This is a genomic window from Mesorhizobium sp. CA14, from assembly GCF_020165195.1.
Taxonomy (GTDB): Bacteria; Pseudomonadota; Alphaproteobacteria; order Rhizobiales; family Rhizobiaceae; genus Mesorhizobium.
The window spans coordinates 1-15,128 of the sequence record NZ_JAIUHR010000006.1 but is presented as its reverse complement, the minus strand read 5'-3'; the positions used below and the strand labels follow the sequence as shown (position 1 = coordinate 15,128).

Here is a 15,128-nt window from a genome sequence, read left to right as displayed (position 1 = left end):
CACGCGACTGCTGCCAAAGGGATGACCCGCTGATTTCGGGATGGAGGAAGGCCGTGGAAGATCACGCCGGCTCGGTGCCCAATGTAGCTGACTTCGTCATTCACAAGGTTCTGGACACGTTTGAATACTCCGACCGCGGCGCGGTGGTCACGATTGTCGATCCGCAGGGCGCACGCATCCGTCTCCACGTCACCATTGTCACCGGGGAGTTGCTTTGCGAACATATTGCCGAAGCGCTGGAGCAGCGATACGGGAAGTAGAACGTCTACTGCAACAGTGCCACCGTCCTGTCGACTGCGCTGGGGAAGCCATATCGCGGCCGCTTAAGCTCTTTATGGCGGCTCCGTCCGCAGTCCTATCGATGAATGCCCGGAGGTGGGCCGAAGAACGAACCCGCTGTGCGGGATGGGCACGTTGGGGTGAGGTAGAGATCACGAGCCGGACGTCACGCTCGCATTTAGGGTGGTTCGGCAGCGGCAGAGCATCACGGGCTTCCTCAACAAGGAGCCCGACCATGACCTATCCTGTTCTCGATGCACCGATCAGTCCACTTCGCCAGCAGCTGATCGACGACATGAACATGCGGCGTTTCTCACGGGAGACGCAGCGCAATTATCTCCGCGACATCGGATGCCTGGCGACGTTCCTCGGGCGTTCACCAGACACAGCGACCACCGGCGACCTGCGCCGGTTCCGGTAGTCGGCATCTGGACGCGTGACAAGGAGCATGGCGCCTATCTGCGCCAAGTCGAGCGTGGCAACATCGTCATCGGCGGAGCGGCCGAAAGGATGATACGTCACGGCCTCTGCGATGCCGAAACAAGCTCGGCCTTGAACCGCGCCGTCTCCATCCCGACCGCGATGAAGCGGCGCGCATGGCGGGCAAGCTCCATATTGTCGGTCCACAAATTGCGCCAGATCGCTGTCTTCCGCGACAGGTTCTCGTCGACGATCTCGGACGAGAAGGATTCGAAGCTAAGATCGTTGCTATAGCCGATCGCCGTCAGCGCATCGAAGATCGCCGGGAAATCGATGCTGCCGGTGCCGAGAAAGCCGCGATGGCTCTCGCCGATATGCACATAACCGATTTTCTTCGCGGCATGACGGATGGCCAGGCCGACATCTGCCTCCTCGATGTTCATGTGGAAAGTGTCGAGATGCAGGAAGATGTTGTCGGAGCCGGTGTCCTCGATGAAGGCGAGCCCCTGCGCGGCGGTGTTGAGCAGGTTGCTTTCGAAGCGGTTGACGATTTCGAGATTGAGCGTGACACCGGCCGCCTTGGCAGTTTCCGCGACCCTGGCAAGTGTAGCGGCGCTGCGGTTCCACTGGTCACGCGTCGGCGCCTCGGTCTGCAATCCGTGGCTGGTCGAGAGAATGCCGCCGACTTTTTGGCCGCCGAGATCGCGCGTGAGCGCGATGGTGCGGTTGAGAATCTCGACACCGCGCGCGACAACCGCCTTGTCGGCGCTGGAGATGTCGCCGTCGGCCGGCAGGCCGATGCTGATCGCGACGCCTAGGCCGAGATCGGCGATGCTTTTGGCCAGCTTGCCGATATCGACATCGGCCGGATCGAGATAGGAGAACTCGATCAGGTCGAAACCGGCTTCTTTCGTGTTGGCCAGCGTGCGTTCGAGATCCGCTTGCGCCGAGCTCGCAGACCAAACGAAAGAGTGGATTCCAATGCGCGACATGATCATCTCCGTCCGATGAATAGGGCGCGGCCGGGTCGACCCCGGCCGCGCCAGCCTTGGGAGCAGCGTTAGCGGGCCGCGGTCCAGCCCTTGTAGTCCTTCAGGTTTTCGGCGGTGATCAGCTTCGGATCGAGCAGCACGGTCGGCTCGGCCGGCTTCTTGCCGGCAAGCACCTCCGCCGCCATCGTCAGCGACTGGCCGGCCATGACATAGGGATCCTGCGAGGCCGAGGCCTTGATCATCGAGGTGCCGGAGGCGAACTCCTTCTCGATGTCGGGCGCACCGTCAACTGCGGTGATGATGAATTCCGAGCGATTGAGCTGCTTGGCGGCAAGCTGCGCGCCGATCCCCGTCGGGTCGTTGATGGCGAACACCGCGTCGATCTTGTCGAAGCGGGTGAGCAGCGACTGGAACACTTTCAGGCCGCCGTCGCGCGAGCCCTCGGCGTTCTGGTCATCGGACAGGATCTTGATGTCCGGATGCTGCGACAGCACGTTCTTGCAGCCCTTGACGCGCTCCAGGATCGAGGAAGAGGCTGGGCCGTTGAGAATGACGTAGTTGCCTTTGCCGCCGGTGTGGTCGACCAGGTACTGGCAGGCCTCCTCCCCGGCCTTGACGTTGTTGGTCATCACGGTGACGTCGGCGCCCGGCGCCGAAACGTCAAAGGCGGCGACCACAATGCCGGCCGCCTGCGCCTTCTTGACAGCGGGCGCGATCGCCTTGGCATCGACGGCGTTGAGCATGATGACGTCGACGCCTGCGGCGATGAAGGAATCGATCTGCGAGACCTGCTTGTTGAGGTCGTAGTCCGCCGATACCGACGTCACCTCGACCTTGGGATTGATCTTTTTGGCCGCGTCCTCGATGCCCTTGATGGTGGCGACGAAGAAGGGGTTGCCGAGCAGGCCGACCGAGATGCCGACCTTGTTGAGGTCCTTGGCCGAAGCCGGCGCGATGGCGAGGGCCGCGAGGGCTGCGCCGCAGAGCAGTTTGGCGATGGTCTTCATTTATTTGCTTCCTCCGATTGCCCCGCGCCTCTCACGGTGCGTTACACACAATCCGGCTCGTCTGGGCCGGCGACCAAGGTCAATCACGTTCTTGCTCCGGCCTGCAGCCGGTAACGGTCGAGGGCGACCGCCACGATGATGACCAATCCCTTGATGATGTACTGCCAGATGTCCGAGACACCGGCCAAAATGAGCCCGTTGGAGAGTACGGCGATGATCAGCCCGCCGATCAGAGTGCCCCAGATCGAACCGACGCCGCCGACGAAACTGGTGCCGCCGAGAATGACGGCGGCGATCGCATCGAGCTCGTAGGATTGGCCGAGTTGCAGGCCGTTGGCGGCGTAGAGCCGCGCCGCCGACATCACGCCGCCCAGGCCGGCGAGCAGGCCCGATACGCCGTAGACGAAGAGCAGCACCAGCGGCACCTTGATCCCGGTGAGGCGCGCCGCCTCGGCATTGCCGCCCACGGCGTAGATCCAGGTGCCGAGCACGGTGCGTTTGAGCACCAGCCAGGACAGCACAACCACCGTCAGCGCAATGATGACCAGCCAGGGAATCCCTAACAGCGAGCCATTGCCGATAAAGTCGAAGGGCAAATCGGGATTGAAGACTGTCGTGTCCTCGCCGAGCAGGCGGGCGACGCCGCGCACGGCGGTGAGCGAGCCTAGCGTGACGATGAAGGGCGGCAGCCTGATGTAAGCGGTAAGCAGCCCGTTGATGATGCCGAAGCCGAGGCCGAGCAGTATGGCGGCCGGAATGCCGAGCATGCCCCAGTCCGGCACCAGCGAAACCAGCACCGCGACCATCGCCGAGGCGGCGAGGATCGAGCCGACGGAGAGGTCGATCCCGCCGGTGAGAATGACGAAGGTCATGCCGGCGGCGAGCACGATGTTGATCGACGACTGCTGAGTGACGATGAGCAAGTTCGTGCCGGTGAGGAAGCGTGGATTGATGAACTGGAAGCCGACGGCAAGCAGGAGCAGAACCGGCAGCATGCCGAGCGCGGCGAAGGCCGTGCGCAGCCGCCTGCTCCTGACCGCTGCCTGATCCGCCGCCTTCGTCGCTGCTGAGCTGTCGGTCATCGCTGGGCCGCTCCCGTCGCAAGTTCCATGATTTCTTCCTGACGCAGCGGCCTGCCTTCCGACGCCGTCACCTCCCCGGCGATGGCGCCGTCGCGCATGACGAGCACTCGGTCGGCCACCCCGATCACTTCGGGCAGTTCGCTGGAGATCATCAGGATGGCGATGCCCCTGCCGGCGAGGCTGTCGATCAGCCGGTAGATTTCCGACTTGGCGCCTACGTCGACGCCACGCGTCGGCTCGTCGAGGATGACGACCTTGGGTTCGGTCTCCAGCAAACGGCCAAGCAGCACCTTCTGCTGGTTGCCGCCCGACAGCGACCCGGCATTGGCCTGCGCCGAACGGGTGCGGATCGAGAGGTCGGCAATGGCCTTGGCGGCACGCCGGTCGGCGGCGGCGAAGTCGCGAAAACCGCCGGCCCGCGCGTCCCTGGCCAGCACGCCCATATTGATATTGTCCGAGATCGACATGTCGAGGAACAGCCCGAGTTCCTTGCGGTCTTCGGTGAGGTACGCGATGCCAGCCTCCAGCGCTTGGCGCGGCGAAGCAATGGCAACCGGCTTGCCCTCGAGCTTCAGTTCGCCAGCACTGCGGCGGTCGGCCCCGAAGATCAGCCTCGCGAGCTCGGTGCGGCCGGAACCGACCAGCCCCGCAAGCGCCAGCACCTCGCCGTGGTAAAGATCGAACGAGCAGTCCTTCAGCAATCCGCCGTCCGACATGCCGCGCACCGACAGCGCCACTCGGCGCTGGCTGTCCGGCGGCCTGTGATCCTTCTTGTAGAAGGCCGAGAGATCGCGGCCGACCATCATCGAGACCAGGCGCGATGCGTTTAGATCGGCGCGTTCCAGCGTGCCGACATAGCCGCTGTCGCGCAGCACGCTGACGCGGTCCGCGAGCTGGTAGACCTCCTCCATACGATGGCTGATGTAGATGATGGCGATGCCTTGCGCCTTCAGCGTCGCGATCACCTCGAAAAGGCGGTCGGTCTCACGCGAGGTCAGCGAGGTGGTCGGCTCGTCCATGACGATGATGCTGGCGCTGGTCGACAGCGCGCGGGCGATCTCGACCAGTTGGCGCTCGCCGAGGGACAGGCTGGAGACCAGGGCGCGCGCCGAGAAGGAGACGCCGAGCCGCTCGAGGATTTCGGTGGCGCGTCGGTTGCACTGGTCGCGATCGACGATGCCGAATCTGCGCGGCTCGTTGCCGAGGAAAATGTTCTGCGCCACCGTCAGGTTGGGCGCCAGCGACAGCTCCTGGTAGATCACGGCGATGCCGTGGGCCCGGGCCTTGATCGGATCGCCGGTGGCGACCGGCGCTCCGCCGATCAGGATCTCGCCGCCGGGATCCGGCCGATAGGCACCGGACAGCACTTTCATCAGCGTCGACTTGCCGGCGCCGTTCTCGCCCATGAGCGCATGCAACTCGCCGGCATTGACGGTGAGCGATACGTCCCGCAGCGCCCGGACAGGACCGAAGGTTTTGGAGATATGGCGCATCTCCAGCACCGGCTTTTGCGGCACGACATGGGCGGCGGCGCTCATTGCGCACCTCCCGCCGCCGCGCCGGCGATGTGGCGCCCGGCAATGAGGCTGCGCCAGTCGTTGCGGTAGCGATCCAGGTCCCTGAAGTCCGCGGCGCGTACCGGCTCCGGCGTATCGGCGGCGAATTCGCGGCCGATACTTTCGAAGGCGAGCGCCGCGGCGCCCGTGGCGCTGCCTTCAAGCGTGGCGCCCTGCATGAAGGATTGCCCCGGCCGCAGCGCGGCCAGGAGGGCGGCAAGCAGCCCATCGGCATTCAGTCCGCCATCAACGATGACCGTATCTCGCGAACGGATCAGGTCGAGCGACAGATCGATCATCAGCGCCACATAAAGCAGCGCCACGGCCGCGCGCTGCTCGGCATCGGAAACAGGCCCGACGATTTCGCCTGTCCGGCCCGGCATCGGTCCGCCGGGGGCAAAGCTCGGCAGGGCCATGGTGCCGGCGTCGATCGTCCGCTGTATCGAGGCCGGCGCGATCGCGCCGTGCCAATTGCCGCTGATCACAGAGAATTCGCGCCCGCCCATGAAGCGGATCGTGGGCACCGGGCCGCCATCGACGTCGACATTGACCAGCATGTCCCGTTCACGGTCGAGCGCCTCGAGCGGGCAGTCCGGATTGAGTATGATCACCCAGGTGCCTGTCGATACCACGGTGAGCGGCCCAAGCTCCTGCCGCCGATAGGCATGCAGCGCGGCGTTGCTGTCATGGACGCCATTATGGATGGCGACCGGCCTGCCGGCCCGGCCAAAGCGCCGCTCGCCGGTGACCGCGCCGGCGCGGGCCAAGGCGGGCATGCGGCCGCGCCAGCCTTCGGCATCGACCAGCGAGGAGAAGTCGCGCCTGCGCGGCGCCCACAGATGCGAGTGGCAGCCGAGATAGGAGACTTCCGAAACGGCGCGGCCGCCAAAGCGCCAGCTCCAATATTGCGGGTAGCCGAGGAGCGCCTTCGCCGCCGAGAAGGCGTCGGGCTGCACTTCCGTCAGCCACAGCATGTGGCGGCCGTAATTGAAGCCGAGCGGCAGGCGCGGCGAGAAGGTCTCGGCGAAATCGGGAATGCGGCGATCGATCCGCGCGGCGATATCGGCCGGCGGCTCCTGTTCATAGTCGAGGATCGGATGCGTCAACGCCGTATCGCCGACCAGCGCGAAGGTGCAGCCATGGCCCGACACCATCATGCCCTCGATACCGTGGGCATCGGCGGCCTCGTTGACCGCTTCCAGCGCCCAGTCATGCAGCGCGGCCTCGTCGAGCACGCTGAGGCCGCCTCTGCGTATCCAGCCGGGCTTGGTGCGCCGTTCGCTGACGATGCGCCCGTCCTGGCCGAAGACGAACAGCTTCGAATTGGTCTTGCCGAAATCGAGCACCGCCACCTTCACTGGACGGCTCCCGACGACGGGGCGATGCGCACGGCGACGCCGGCATCCTCCAGCATGCGCGCATCGGCGTCGGAAAGGCCGTCATCAGTCACCAGCGTGCCGATGCGCGACAGCGGCAGCGCGACATTGCGGGCGTGGATCGACAGCTTGCGGCTGTCGGCCAGCACCACGATCTGGTCCGCGCACAGGCTGAGATCGATGATCGAGCGCACCAACAACGGATGCGATTCCAAAACGCCCTCGTGGCCCAGCCCCTGCGCGCCGAGAAAGAATTTCGAGGCATAGAACGGCACGGCGTGAGTGAGTGAATGGATTATGCCGGGCTCGCGGTGCAGATCGCCGCCGGCAATCGTCAGGCTGCAATGGCCGTGATCGCCGAGATAGGAAGCTAGCGGCATGGAATTGGTAAAAAGGCGGATGTTGCGGTCGGCAAGTTTGACGCCGAGATGAAAACACGTCGATCCGCCATGGACGATGACCGCATCGCCATCGCGCACCATGGTGGCGGCGACAGCGGCGATCTGCCGTTTGGCATCGACTGCCAGATCGCGGTTCTCGTCATAGGGCCTGGCATAGGCGATGCCGGCCTGCGATGCGCCATCGAGCGCCGAAATGCCGCCATAGACTTTCCTGGCCTCACCGGCCTCGTCGATCTTGTCGATGTCGCGCCTGACCGTCGCCGCCGAAACGCCAAGCCGCTCCTGCAGCTCGCGCACCGAAGCGAACGGGCGGTCCCGCAAGAGCTCGACGATCTGACGCTGGCGGCCGGAGTCGCTCAACTCTTTCCTCCCGATAATGCCATTTTTTGCACGGCATTTGGTGCAACTTACTCAACATCCGGCGAATTGCAAGCCGATTTGATCATACTAGATCACTATTGACGTAAGTCGCTCGCATCTGCGATATCAGCGCCAACTGCTCTCCCGCGATGGGGAATTGTTCCAGACCCGCCGAGCCGTTAGAGGAAGATCGCCATGGCGACCACAATCGATGCGCAGGAAATGGCTGCCCTGCGAGCGCTTTCGGCCGCCATCGGCGCCGATCCGCATCTGACCCAGGCAGCCGGTGGCAACACATCGCTGAAAGCCGGCGACACGCTATGGATCAAGGCCTCCGGCACATGGCTGAAGGACGCTCTGACCGACGACATCATGGTGCCGGTGGCGATGGGCCCGCTCATCGAGGCAGTCGAACGACGCGATCCGACCGCGGACAAGCCGCAGGCATTTGCGATCGGCGCCCTCAATCCCCGCGGCTTGAGGCCGTCGATCGAGACCACTGTGCATGCGCTGATGCCTCAGCGGGTGGTGCTGCATGTCCACTGTGTCAACACGATCTCGCTCGCCGTCCAGACCGATTGCGAGGCCGAAGCCACGCGGCCTCTCGATGGCGTCGCGTGGGCTTATGTTCCCTACCGCCGGCCGGGCCTGCCGCTTGCGCAGGGTATTGCCGAGCGCCTCAGGCCCGGGACCGACGTGCTGATCCTCGGCAATCACGGACTGGTCGTCGCGGCGGAAACTGTGGCCGAGGCGGAGCGTCTGCTGCATCGGGTGAGATCGCTTCTGGCGCGCCCGGCGCGGGAGACGGCGAGCCCTGATACGGCAGCGCTGAGAGCGCTTGCCCGCGACAGCGGCTACCGGTTGCCGGCAGATGCCGAGGCGCATGCGGTGGCGCTCGATGCGGACAGTTGCCGCATAGCAGAGGCCGGCAGCCTCTATCCGGACCACGTCATCTTTCTTGGCCCGGGCTCCGCGGTGGCAAGACCCGGGGAGCGGGCCGCCGACGTCGTTGCCCGGCTGGGTACGAGCCCTGTCGCGATCCTCTTTCGGGGCGTCGGCGTGCTGATGCGCGGCGACGCAAGCTCCGGCGCGGAGGCCATGCAGCGCTGCCTCGCGGATGTGACCGCGCGGATCGACGTCACAGCGCGGCTGAATTATCTCACCGCCGCCGAGAATGACGAGTTGGTCAACTGGGATGCCGAGCAGTATCGCCAGAAACTCAACGCTGCGGTTTAGGCGAATGGTGCCGCTTGCATTAGGCATCGACATCGGCACGTCCGGGTCGCGTGCCGTTGCGATGCGTCCGGACTTCTCCATCGCCGCGAGCGCCGCCGTGCCGCTCGAGCGCTTCGGGGCGAACGACCGCGATCCCGCCGTGTGGTGGGCCGCGGTCGGAGCGACGCTGGAGGAGCTCTTCTCGCGCATCGATCGCAGAGCGGTGCGAGCGATCGCCGTCGACGGCACGTCGGGAACCTTGCTGCCGGTCGGCGGCGCCAGACGGCCTCTGGCCGAACCGCTGATGTACAGCGACAAGGTTTCGGATGCCGCCATACTCGCCGCAATCGCCGACGCGGCACCGGAGGCAAGCGCCGCGCATGGAGCTACGTCCGGTCTCGCCAAGGCGCTCTGGTTCCAGCGCCTGCCGGACATCCATGCCGTGCTGCACCAAGCCGACTGGATCGCCGGACAATTGTCGGGTCGCTTTGACGTCAGCGACGAGAACAACAGCTTGAAGACCGGCTACGATGCCGAAGCGCGTCGCTGGCCGGAATGGATCGCGGCGACCGGCATGCGCACGGAGCTTCTGCCGACGGTCGTCAGGCCAGGCGCTGTGACCGGCAGGCTTACGGCCGCCGCCGCCGATCTGTTCCGGCTGCCGCGCGACGTTGCGGTGGTTGCCGGCACCACGGATGGCTGCGCCTCTTTCCTGGCGACAGGCGCGGCGACCGCCGGCGACGGCGTCACCGCGCTTGGATCGTCGCTGACAATCAAGATCCTGTCCGACCGGCCGATTTCCGCGCCGCGCTACGGCATCTACAGCCATCGGCTCGGCGATGTCTGGCTGGCAGGTGGCGCGTCGAACACCGGCGGCAAGGTGCTCACGCAGCATTTTTCGCTCGCGCGGATCGTCGAGCTCAGCGCCGAGATCGATCCCGCGACGGTGACCGGCCTCGACTATTATCCGCTCGGTTCGGCCGGCGAGCGTTTTCCTGTCGCTGATCCAACGCTCCAGCCGCGCCTGCTGCCCCGGCCCGAATCCGACGCCGACTATCTCAAGGCGATGCTGGAAGGCATCGCGGCCATCGAGGCGCTCGGCTATCAGAGGCTCGCCGAACTCGGCGCGCCGAAGCTCACCTCGATCCGAAGCGTCGGCGGCGGCACCGCCAATGCCGCCTGGACCGCAATCCGGCAGCGCAAGCTTGGCGTCGAATTCCTGCCGGCCCTCTGCGACGAGGCCGCGGCCGGAACGGCAAGGCTGGCGCTGGCGGGCGCAAAGGAAGCGGGGCTGCTGTGAGCGCGAGACAGGCCGTACATCTCGACGGGGTCGCAGCGCTCGCAGAGCGCTACGGCGTGTTCCTGCTCGATCAGTTCGGCGTGCTGCATGATGGACAGCAGGCCTATCCCGGTGCGGTCGAAGCCTTGTCGGCGCTGAAGCGCGCCGGCAAGACGGTGGCGTTGATCTCGAATTCCGGCAAGCGGGCGGAGCCCAACGAAAGGCGGCTGCTGAAGCTTGGTTTCGAAGCGGGAAGCTGGGACCATTTCGTCTCATCCGGCGAGGTAGCCTGGCGCATTTTCAAGGACATGATGGGTTCGGGCGCGCTGCGAGCGGGAACAAAATGCCTGCTGATCAGCCGCGACGGCGACCGTTCGGCGATCGATGGCTTGCCCCTTGTTCTGACCGAGCGCGGCGAGGACGCCGAGTTGGTGCTGATCGCGGCCAGCGAAGGTGAACGCTACGACCTCGATTACTACCGCGAGCTTCTCCGCCCGGCCGCGGCACGGAAGATACCGTGCTTCTGCACCAATCCGGACCGGGTCATGCTGACCGCGATCGGACCGTGCTTCGGCGCCGGCGAGATCGCCGATGTCTATGAACGCCTCGGCGGCAGCGTCACCCGTATCGGCAAGCCCGATCCGGCTATCTATGAGGCTGCGCTGGCGCTTGCGGGAAATCCGGCGCGCGGCAACGCGATTTGCATCGGCGACAGCGTCGAGCACGATATAGCTGGAGGCCGAGCCGCCGGCGTGGCGACCGCGCTGGTCAAGTCGGGTATATTGGCCGACAGCGGCGACCTGACCGGGCTTTTCCAAGAGCTTGGCGCGTGGCCCGACTACACACTGGACGCGTTTCGCTGGCGTTGACTCGTCCGAAACAAGTTGAACCGCTTCTTCACAGCCACATCATCTTTGAGCAACATGGAATGAGAAGGCGCCGATGCCGATCCTCCCCTGCCGAAGGATATCGATGAATTCCTCAATTTTGCGGTTCGAATGCCCAACGGTGAAGAAGGGGTACGCGAGCGGTTGGGCACTGTTTAGAATGCATCCTACATGACGTGACGGCCGCTTCATTGTTCCAAGCACCCCAGGGTCAGACCAGATCTCGGGACGAGAGCTGAACTGGCCGGATGGGGAGCATCTCCGGTCGCCGTGATCCGTCATAGCTGCGCCACAGGAAGCTAGAGGTTGCTCGAAAGTCGGTTCGCGTAACTTCCTCGTGACCTGGAACGCGGGCCGGAACAATCGAAGACACCTCCAGTTTGGGCTAGCCCAATCAGCTTGAGGCAAACCACGTCCAATCGAATGGAGCACCCCATGAGACTCCCTCGCTGCACGACGACTGCGGCCGCCGTTCTTATATTCGCGACTTTCCCTGCTCTCGCCCAGACAAACGGAACCCCTGCGCCTACCCCGGCGACCGAACAGCCCGGAGCCGGGCAGTTGCCGGATGTAAACGGACAAGCGGGCGGCCCGACGCGTGAAATGATCCGCCAGATGGTTGACCAAGCCATCCAGGAGAGAATGCAACAGGATCGAAGCTCCGAGCTGGCCAACAATCGTCAAGAGGATGACAACGCTCGGGACGATGCAGATCGTCACGGCGACCGTTGGCAAAAAAACCGTGATGGCGGTCCGGCCGGTGAGCACAGGATGGCTGCACACCATGGCCCGCGTATGATGCGCGGCGCAGGAATGCGACTGATGTTCGCATTTTTGGATACGAATGGCGACGGATCATTGTCTGAGAACGAGGTTCAGGACGCTGTCGGGCGGATCTTCTCTGCAATCGACCAGAATGGGGACGGCAAGATCGACATGGATGAGATCCAGTCCTTCCTGCACGGCTCTGGCGGCGAAGACATGCAGTAGTAGATCTCCTGGTTTCGGATGCGCTCTGTGCTGCTGAATGCAGGCAGCTCCGATTTGATACCGATCGGATCGGCGGTGTTGGAAAAGCTTTTCGTCTTGGCAACGAACTCCGCTTAGGCCGATTGGTCGTCAGTGGTCTGCGCGCGCCCTTGCGCGCGTTGCGGTATTCCGTCACCACGAGGTCTGTGAGTTCCTGGACGGAAGTCTCAGAGGTTGGCTTGTCGAAGACAATGGCTCCACCCTCTATGAGATTGATCCTTCATCAGCGTGGATTTGCCGGCGCCGTTGTCGCCGAGCCACCCCAGCACCTGGCCGCGCACCAGCCGCAGATTGACGCTTTAACCAAAACAAAATTGGTTCCAATTTGGATGGTTTACAAATTCCTAATTTTCGACTTTAGTAACGTGGCAAGTAAAGGGGGCGCGCGACCGGACAGAGGCAGTCGCGCGAGTGGTTGGGAGTTTGGGGGTCGTAAGACTAATTGTCGGGATGTGGCTATGCGCGCCGGACTTGGTGCGCAAGAGGAATATTTGTCGTGTAATTCCGGACGCCAGCATTCGTCTTTCGCTTTCCGAACTTTCTTGCTGAGTCGTCGCCGAATCTTCGGCGAACGGGCAGGGGTAAGTGCGCGTAGGTCAGAGAGAGTCGCAACCGCGGGGCTTGTGCAGAAATGCCGCAGGCTTTGCTCGTTCAAGTGGTCGCGCGCTCACGCATCTGACTCCACAATGCATGCGCAACCTAGCCGAACCGGTGCTCATCGCTTCCGTCGTTCCTGATCTCCGGACTTTGTCGAAAAATTCGCTGCCCACGGTGCGCGTGATGGTGCTCTACGCGCACCCTGCCGCGGCACTCGAGGGGCTCGAGAATCTCTTCGCCGTTCGCCTACCCGCGCATGGCCCACGCGAGCGCGCCGTCGCCTGGTCGGCTGCCTGGTGCGCCGATGAGGCGAGTTGGCTGCAATCGGCCAAGGCAGCATGCTCCCGCTCTGGAGCTTCGAGGCAGCAACCGGCGCCCAGGGCCTCGATTTCATCAATTCCCTCTCAGGACGCGACCGCAAGGGTGCTCGCGAGTCCGGCGGAAGATGATTCGGCGGAAGATGGGATTCAATTTGAGGTCGACAGGCGCCAAGGCTCCTGTCGCCGCTGGAAAAGGAAGTAGGTCATGGGAACGACGACAAACAGTGGTGCGACGGTCGACAACCTTAATGTGCTCGACACTCTCGCAAGCGATAACACCGGTGGAACCCAGATCATCGAACTGCAAGATATCGCATCTGCCCTGTTCCCCAGTACAAATGCGACGCAGCTTCAGACGATCGACAACGCGTTCTGGTCTGACAATCTAACGCTTACGTTTCAAGCTGCCGGCACGGGCCATTACTACACGTTGTTGGCAACTTCGCTAAACAACTTTGAGCTGGTGCAGAGCGACAACTATGGAAACGCGCTTGCTGGCGCTTCTGCTGTCACCTTCAGCGCAAACAGCGCATCCACTTTTCTGAGTGCCTTTTCCAGCAACGCAAGCTTGGCTGGTTCCGGGCTGTCAGGCACATCTCTGCTCACTGCTCTCGATATCAACAGCACTATTGGCAAAAATGTCTTTCAAGCAACACTGAACGGCCAGATCGCCAACATCTTCAGCTACGGCAGTGCAAATGATTCCCTCAACGGTACCGGATCGCAGTGGGATGTGATCAATAGTTTCAACGAAGGGGTCGACAAGCTCGATTTCAGGAAGCTCCTCAACGACAGCTCGATTGTCGGCTCGCAGGGGGGACAGACCGCCTCCAGTGCGGGGCTGGGGGAATTCTTCTGGAAGGGCCAACAATCCGCCAACACGACCAACCTCGGGGCCGCTGGCGCTTTTGCCGTCTGGTATACCACAGATGGCAGCGGCGGTTCGTTCGTTTTTGCCGACACCAACGGCGACGGTATCGCCGATCTGAAAGTAAACGTCACCAACGTTTCAACGCTCACGCCAAACGATTTTCTCGGAGTCGATCCCCCAGCCGCATTTACGGTCAAAATCAACCCGATTGAGCCGAGCCAGTCAAATCCCTGGCTGATCAACTCCGCCGATGCAGCCGCCGGGGTCACCGTAACCGGCACAGTTACGCACTTTACATCAAGCGCACAGCTCATCGTCAGTCTGAATGGCCATAACTACACGGCCACAGTTGCCGCGAACGGCACTTGGTCCGCCGTTATTCCGGCAAGCGATCTGGCGCACGCTTCTTTGGCGGACGGCACGTATACTCTTGCCGCCACAGTAAAGGTTGGTAGCTCGACAGCGGCGTCGGATTCCCATTCGGTAACCGTCGATGAGACTCCTCCGAGCGAGACCATCAGCTCGACAATCGGGACCGATACCGGGCTGACCACGACGATCGGCAGCGGCGGCCTGACCAAGGACAACACGCTGGCGCTGTCCGGCACGGTGAGCGACACCAATGGTGTGGCCTCGGTGCATGTGTTTGACGGCAGCACGGACCTGGGCGCGGCCACGATCACCGGCAACACCTGGACGTTCACGACGGCCGTGCTGTCGAACGGAGGGCACAGCTTCACGGCCAAGGCGGTGGACAACGCCGGCAACAGCACGACGACGGCGGCAATCACCGCGACCGTCGATACCGCGGCGCCGAGCGAGACGATCAGCTCGACGATCGGGACCAATACGGGGCTGACCACGACGATCGGCAGCGGCGGCCTGACCAAGGACAACACGCTGGCGCTCTCCGGCACGGTGAGCGACACCAATGGTGTGGCCTCGGTGCACGTGTTTGACGGCAGCACGGACCTGGGTGCGGTCACGATCACCGGCAACACCTGGACGTTCACGACGGCCGTGCTGTCGGACGGAGGGCACAGCTTCACCGCCAAGGCGGTGGACAACGCCGGCAACAGCACGACCACGGCGGCAATCACCGCGACCGTCGATACCGCGGCGCCGAGCGAGACCATCAGCTCGACGATTGGGACCGATACCGGCCTGACCACGACGATCGGCAGCGGCGGCCTGACCAAGGACAACACGCTGGCGCTGTCCGGCACGGTGAGCGACACCAATGGTGTGGCCTCGGTGCACGTGTTTGACGGCAATACGGACCTGGGTGCGGCTACGGTGAACGGCAATACCTGGACGTTCACGACCGCCGCGTTGCTGGACGGAGGGCACAGCTTCACGGCCAAGGCGATGGACAACGCCGGCAACAGCTCGACCAGCAACGCGATCACGGTCACCGTCGACAACACGGCGCCGACCGCCGGCACGCTGGCCTTTGC

14 protein-coding genes are annotated in these 15,128 nt (G+C 63.7%); 7 read left to right on the top strand and 7 right to left on the bottom strand.

The genetic code is table 11. The features are described 5' to 3' along the window. Window positions 1-53 precede the first annotated feature (53 nt). Window positions 54-260, top strand: a complete 207-nt coding sequence (locus LB565_RS09375) for a hypothetical protein (protein ID WP_224583160.1) — start codon at window positions 54-56, stop codon at window positions 258-260. 254 nt (window positions 261-514) lie between these two features. Beyond that, a complete protein-coding gene (locus LB565_RS09370; protein ID WP_224583552.1) occupies window positions 515-700 on the top strand; it encodes a phage integrase N-terminal SAM-like domain-containing protein in 186 nt (61 codons plus the stop codon). A 97-nt stretch (window positions 701-797) separates the two neighbouring features. Here the strand turns inward: LB565_RS09370 and LB565_RS09365 are convergent, their stop codons facing one another. The 6 genes from LB565_RS09365 to LB565_RS09340 form a co-directional block, all read right to left on the bottom strand. Beyond that, window positions 798-1,691 carry a sugar phosphate isomerase/epimerase family protein gene (locus LB565_RS09365; protein WP_224583158.1) on the bottom strand — a complete coding sequence of 298 codons (894 nt, stop codon included), beginning with the start codon at window positions 1,689-1,691 and terminating at the stop codon, window positions 798-800. A gap of 68 nt (window positions 1,692-1,759) precedes the next feature. Further along, entirely contained in the window at window positions 1,760-2,698 is a 939-nt protein-coding gene (locus LB565_RS09360) for an ABC transporter substrate-binding protein (protein WP_224583156.1), read from the bottom strand. A gap of 83 nt (window positions 2,699-2,781) precedes the next feature. Continuing rightward, the gene (locus tag LB565_RS09355; protein ID WP_224583154.1) at window positions 2,782-3,780 is read right to left on the bottom strand and encodes an ABC transporter permease subunit; all 999 of its coding nucleotides are present in this window, start codon (window positions 3,778-3,780) and stop codon (window positions 2,782-2,784) included. Further along, on the bottom strand, window positions 3,777-5,318 hold the full coding sequence (locus LB565_RS09350; protein ID WP_224583152.1) for a sugar ABC transporter ATP-binding protein: 1,542 nt from the start codon (window positions 5,316-5,318) through the stop codon (window positions 3,777-3,779). The genes LB565_RS09355 and LB565_RS09350 overlap by 4 nt, the downstream gene beginning before the upstream one ends. After that, window positions 5,315-6,694 carry an FGGY-family carbohydrate kinase gene (locus LB565_RS09345; protein ID WP_224583150.1) on the bottom strand — a complete coding sequence of 460 codons (1,380 nt, stop codon included), beginning with the start codon at window positions 6,692-6,694 and terminating at the stop codon, window positions 5,315-5,317. The genes LB565_RS09350 and LB565_RS09345 overlap by 4 nt, the downstream gene beginning before the upstream one ends. Then, window positions 6,691-7,473 (bottom strand): DeoR/GlpR family DNA-binding transcription regulator, encoded by a 783-nt coding sequence (locus LB565_RS09340; RefSeq protein WP_224583148.1) that lies wholly within the window; start codon window positions 7,471-7,473, stop codon window positions 6,691-6,693. Before LB565_RS09340 ends, LB565_RS09345 begins: the two co-directional genes overlap by 4 nt. A 195-nt stretch (window positions 7,474-7,668) precedes the next feature. Between LB565_RS09340 and LB565_RS09335 the strand changes: the two genes are divergently transcribed. The 4 genes from LB565_RS09335 (at window position 7,669) to LB565_RS09320 (ending at window position 11,844) form a co-directional block, all read left to right on the top strand. Next, window positions 7,669-8,709 carry a class II aldolase/adducin family protein gene (locus LB565_RS09335; protein ID WP_224583146.1) on the top strand — a complete coding sequence of 347 codons (1,041 nt, stop codon included), beginning with the start codon at window positions 7,669-7,671 and terminating at the stop codon, window positions 8,707-8,709. Between the two features lie 4 nt (window positions 8,710-8,713). Further along, window positions 8,714-9,988: an FGGY-family carbohydrate kinase gene (locus LB565_RS09330; protein ID WP_224583144.1), complete on the top strand. Its 1,275-nt coding sequence runs from the start codon at window positions 8,714-8,716 to the stop codon at window positions 9,986-9,988. Further along, a complete protein-coding gene (locus LB565_RS09325; RefSeq protein WP_224583142.1) occupies window positions 9,985-10,836 on the top strand; it encodes a TIGR01459 family HAD-type hydrolase in 852 nt (283 codons plus the stop codon). The genes LB565_RS09330 and LB565_RS09325 overlap by 4 nt, the downstream gene beginning before the upstream one ends. 579 nt (window positions 10,837-11,415) lie before the next feature. Next, on the top strand, window positions 11,416-11,844 hold the full coding sequence (locus tag LB565_RS09320) for an EF-hand domain-containing protein (protein ID WP_224583140.1): 429 nt from the start codon (window positions 11,416-11,418) through the stop codon (window positions 11,842-11,844). Window positions 11,845-12,050: 206 nt separating this feature from the next. On the opposite strand, the gene LB565_RS30020 is transcribed toward LB565_RS09320, so the two are convergent. Next, window positions 12,051-12,167 (bottom strand): hypothetical protein, encoded by a 117-nt coding sequence (locus LB565_RS30020; RefSeq protein WP_411970630.1) that lies wholly within the window; start codon window positions 12,165-12,167, stop codon window positions 12,051-12,053. Window positions 12,168-13,005: 838 nt separating this feature from the next. Here LB565_RS30020 and LB565_RS09310 point away from each other — a divergent pair. Continuing rightward, on the top strand, window positions 13,006-15,128 hold a 2,123-nt coding region (locus tag LB565_RS09310; protein WP_224583128.1), incomplete at its 3' end, for a beta strand repeat-containing protein.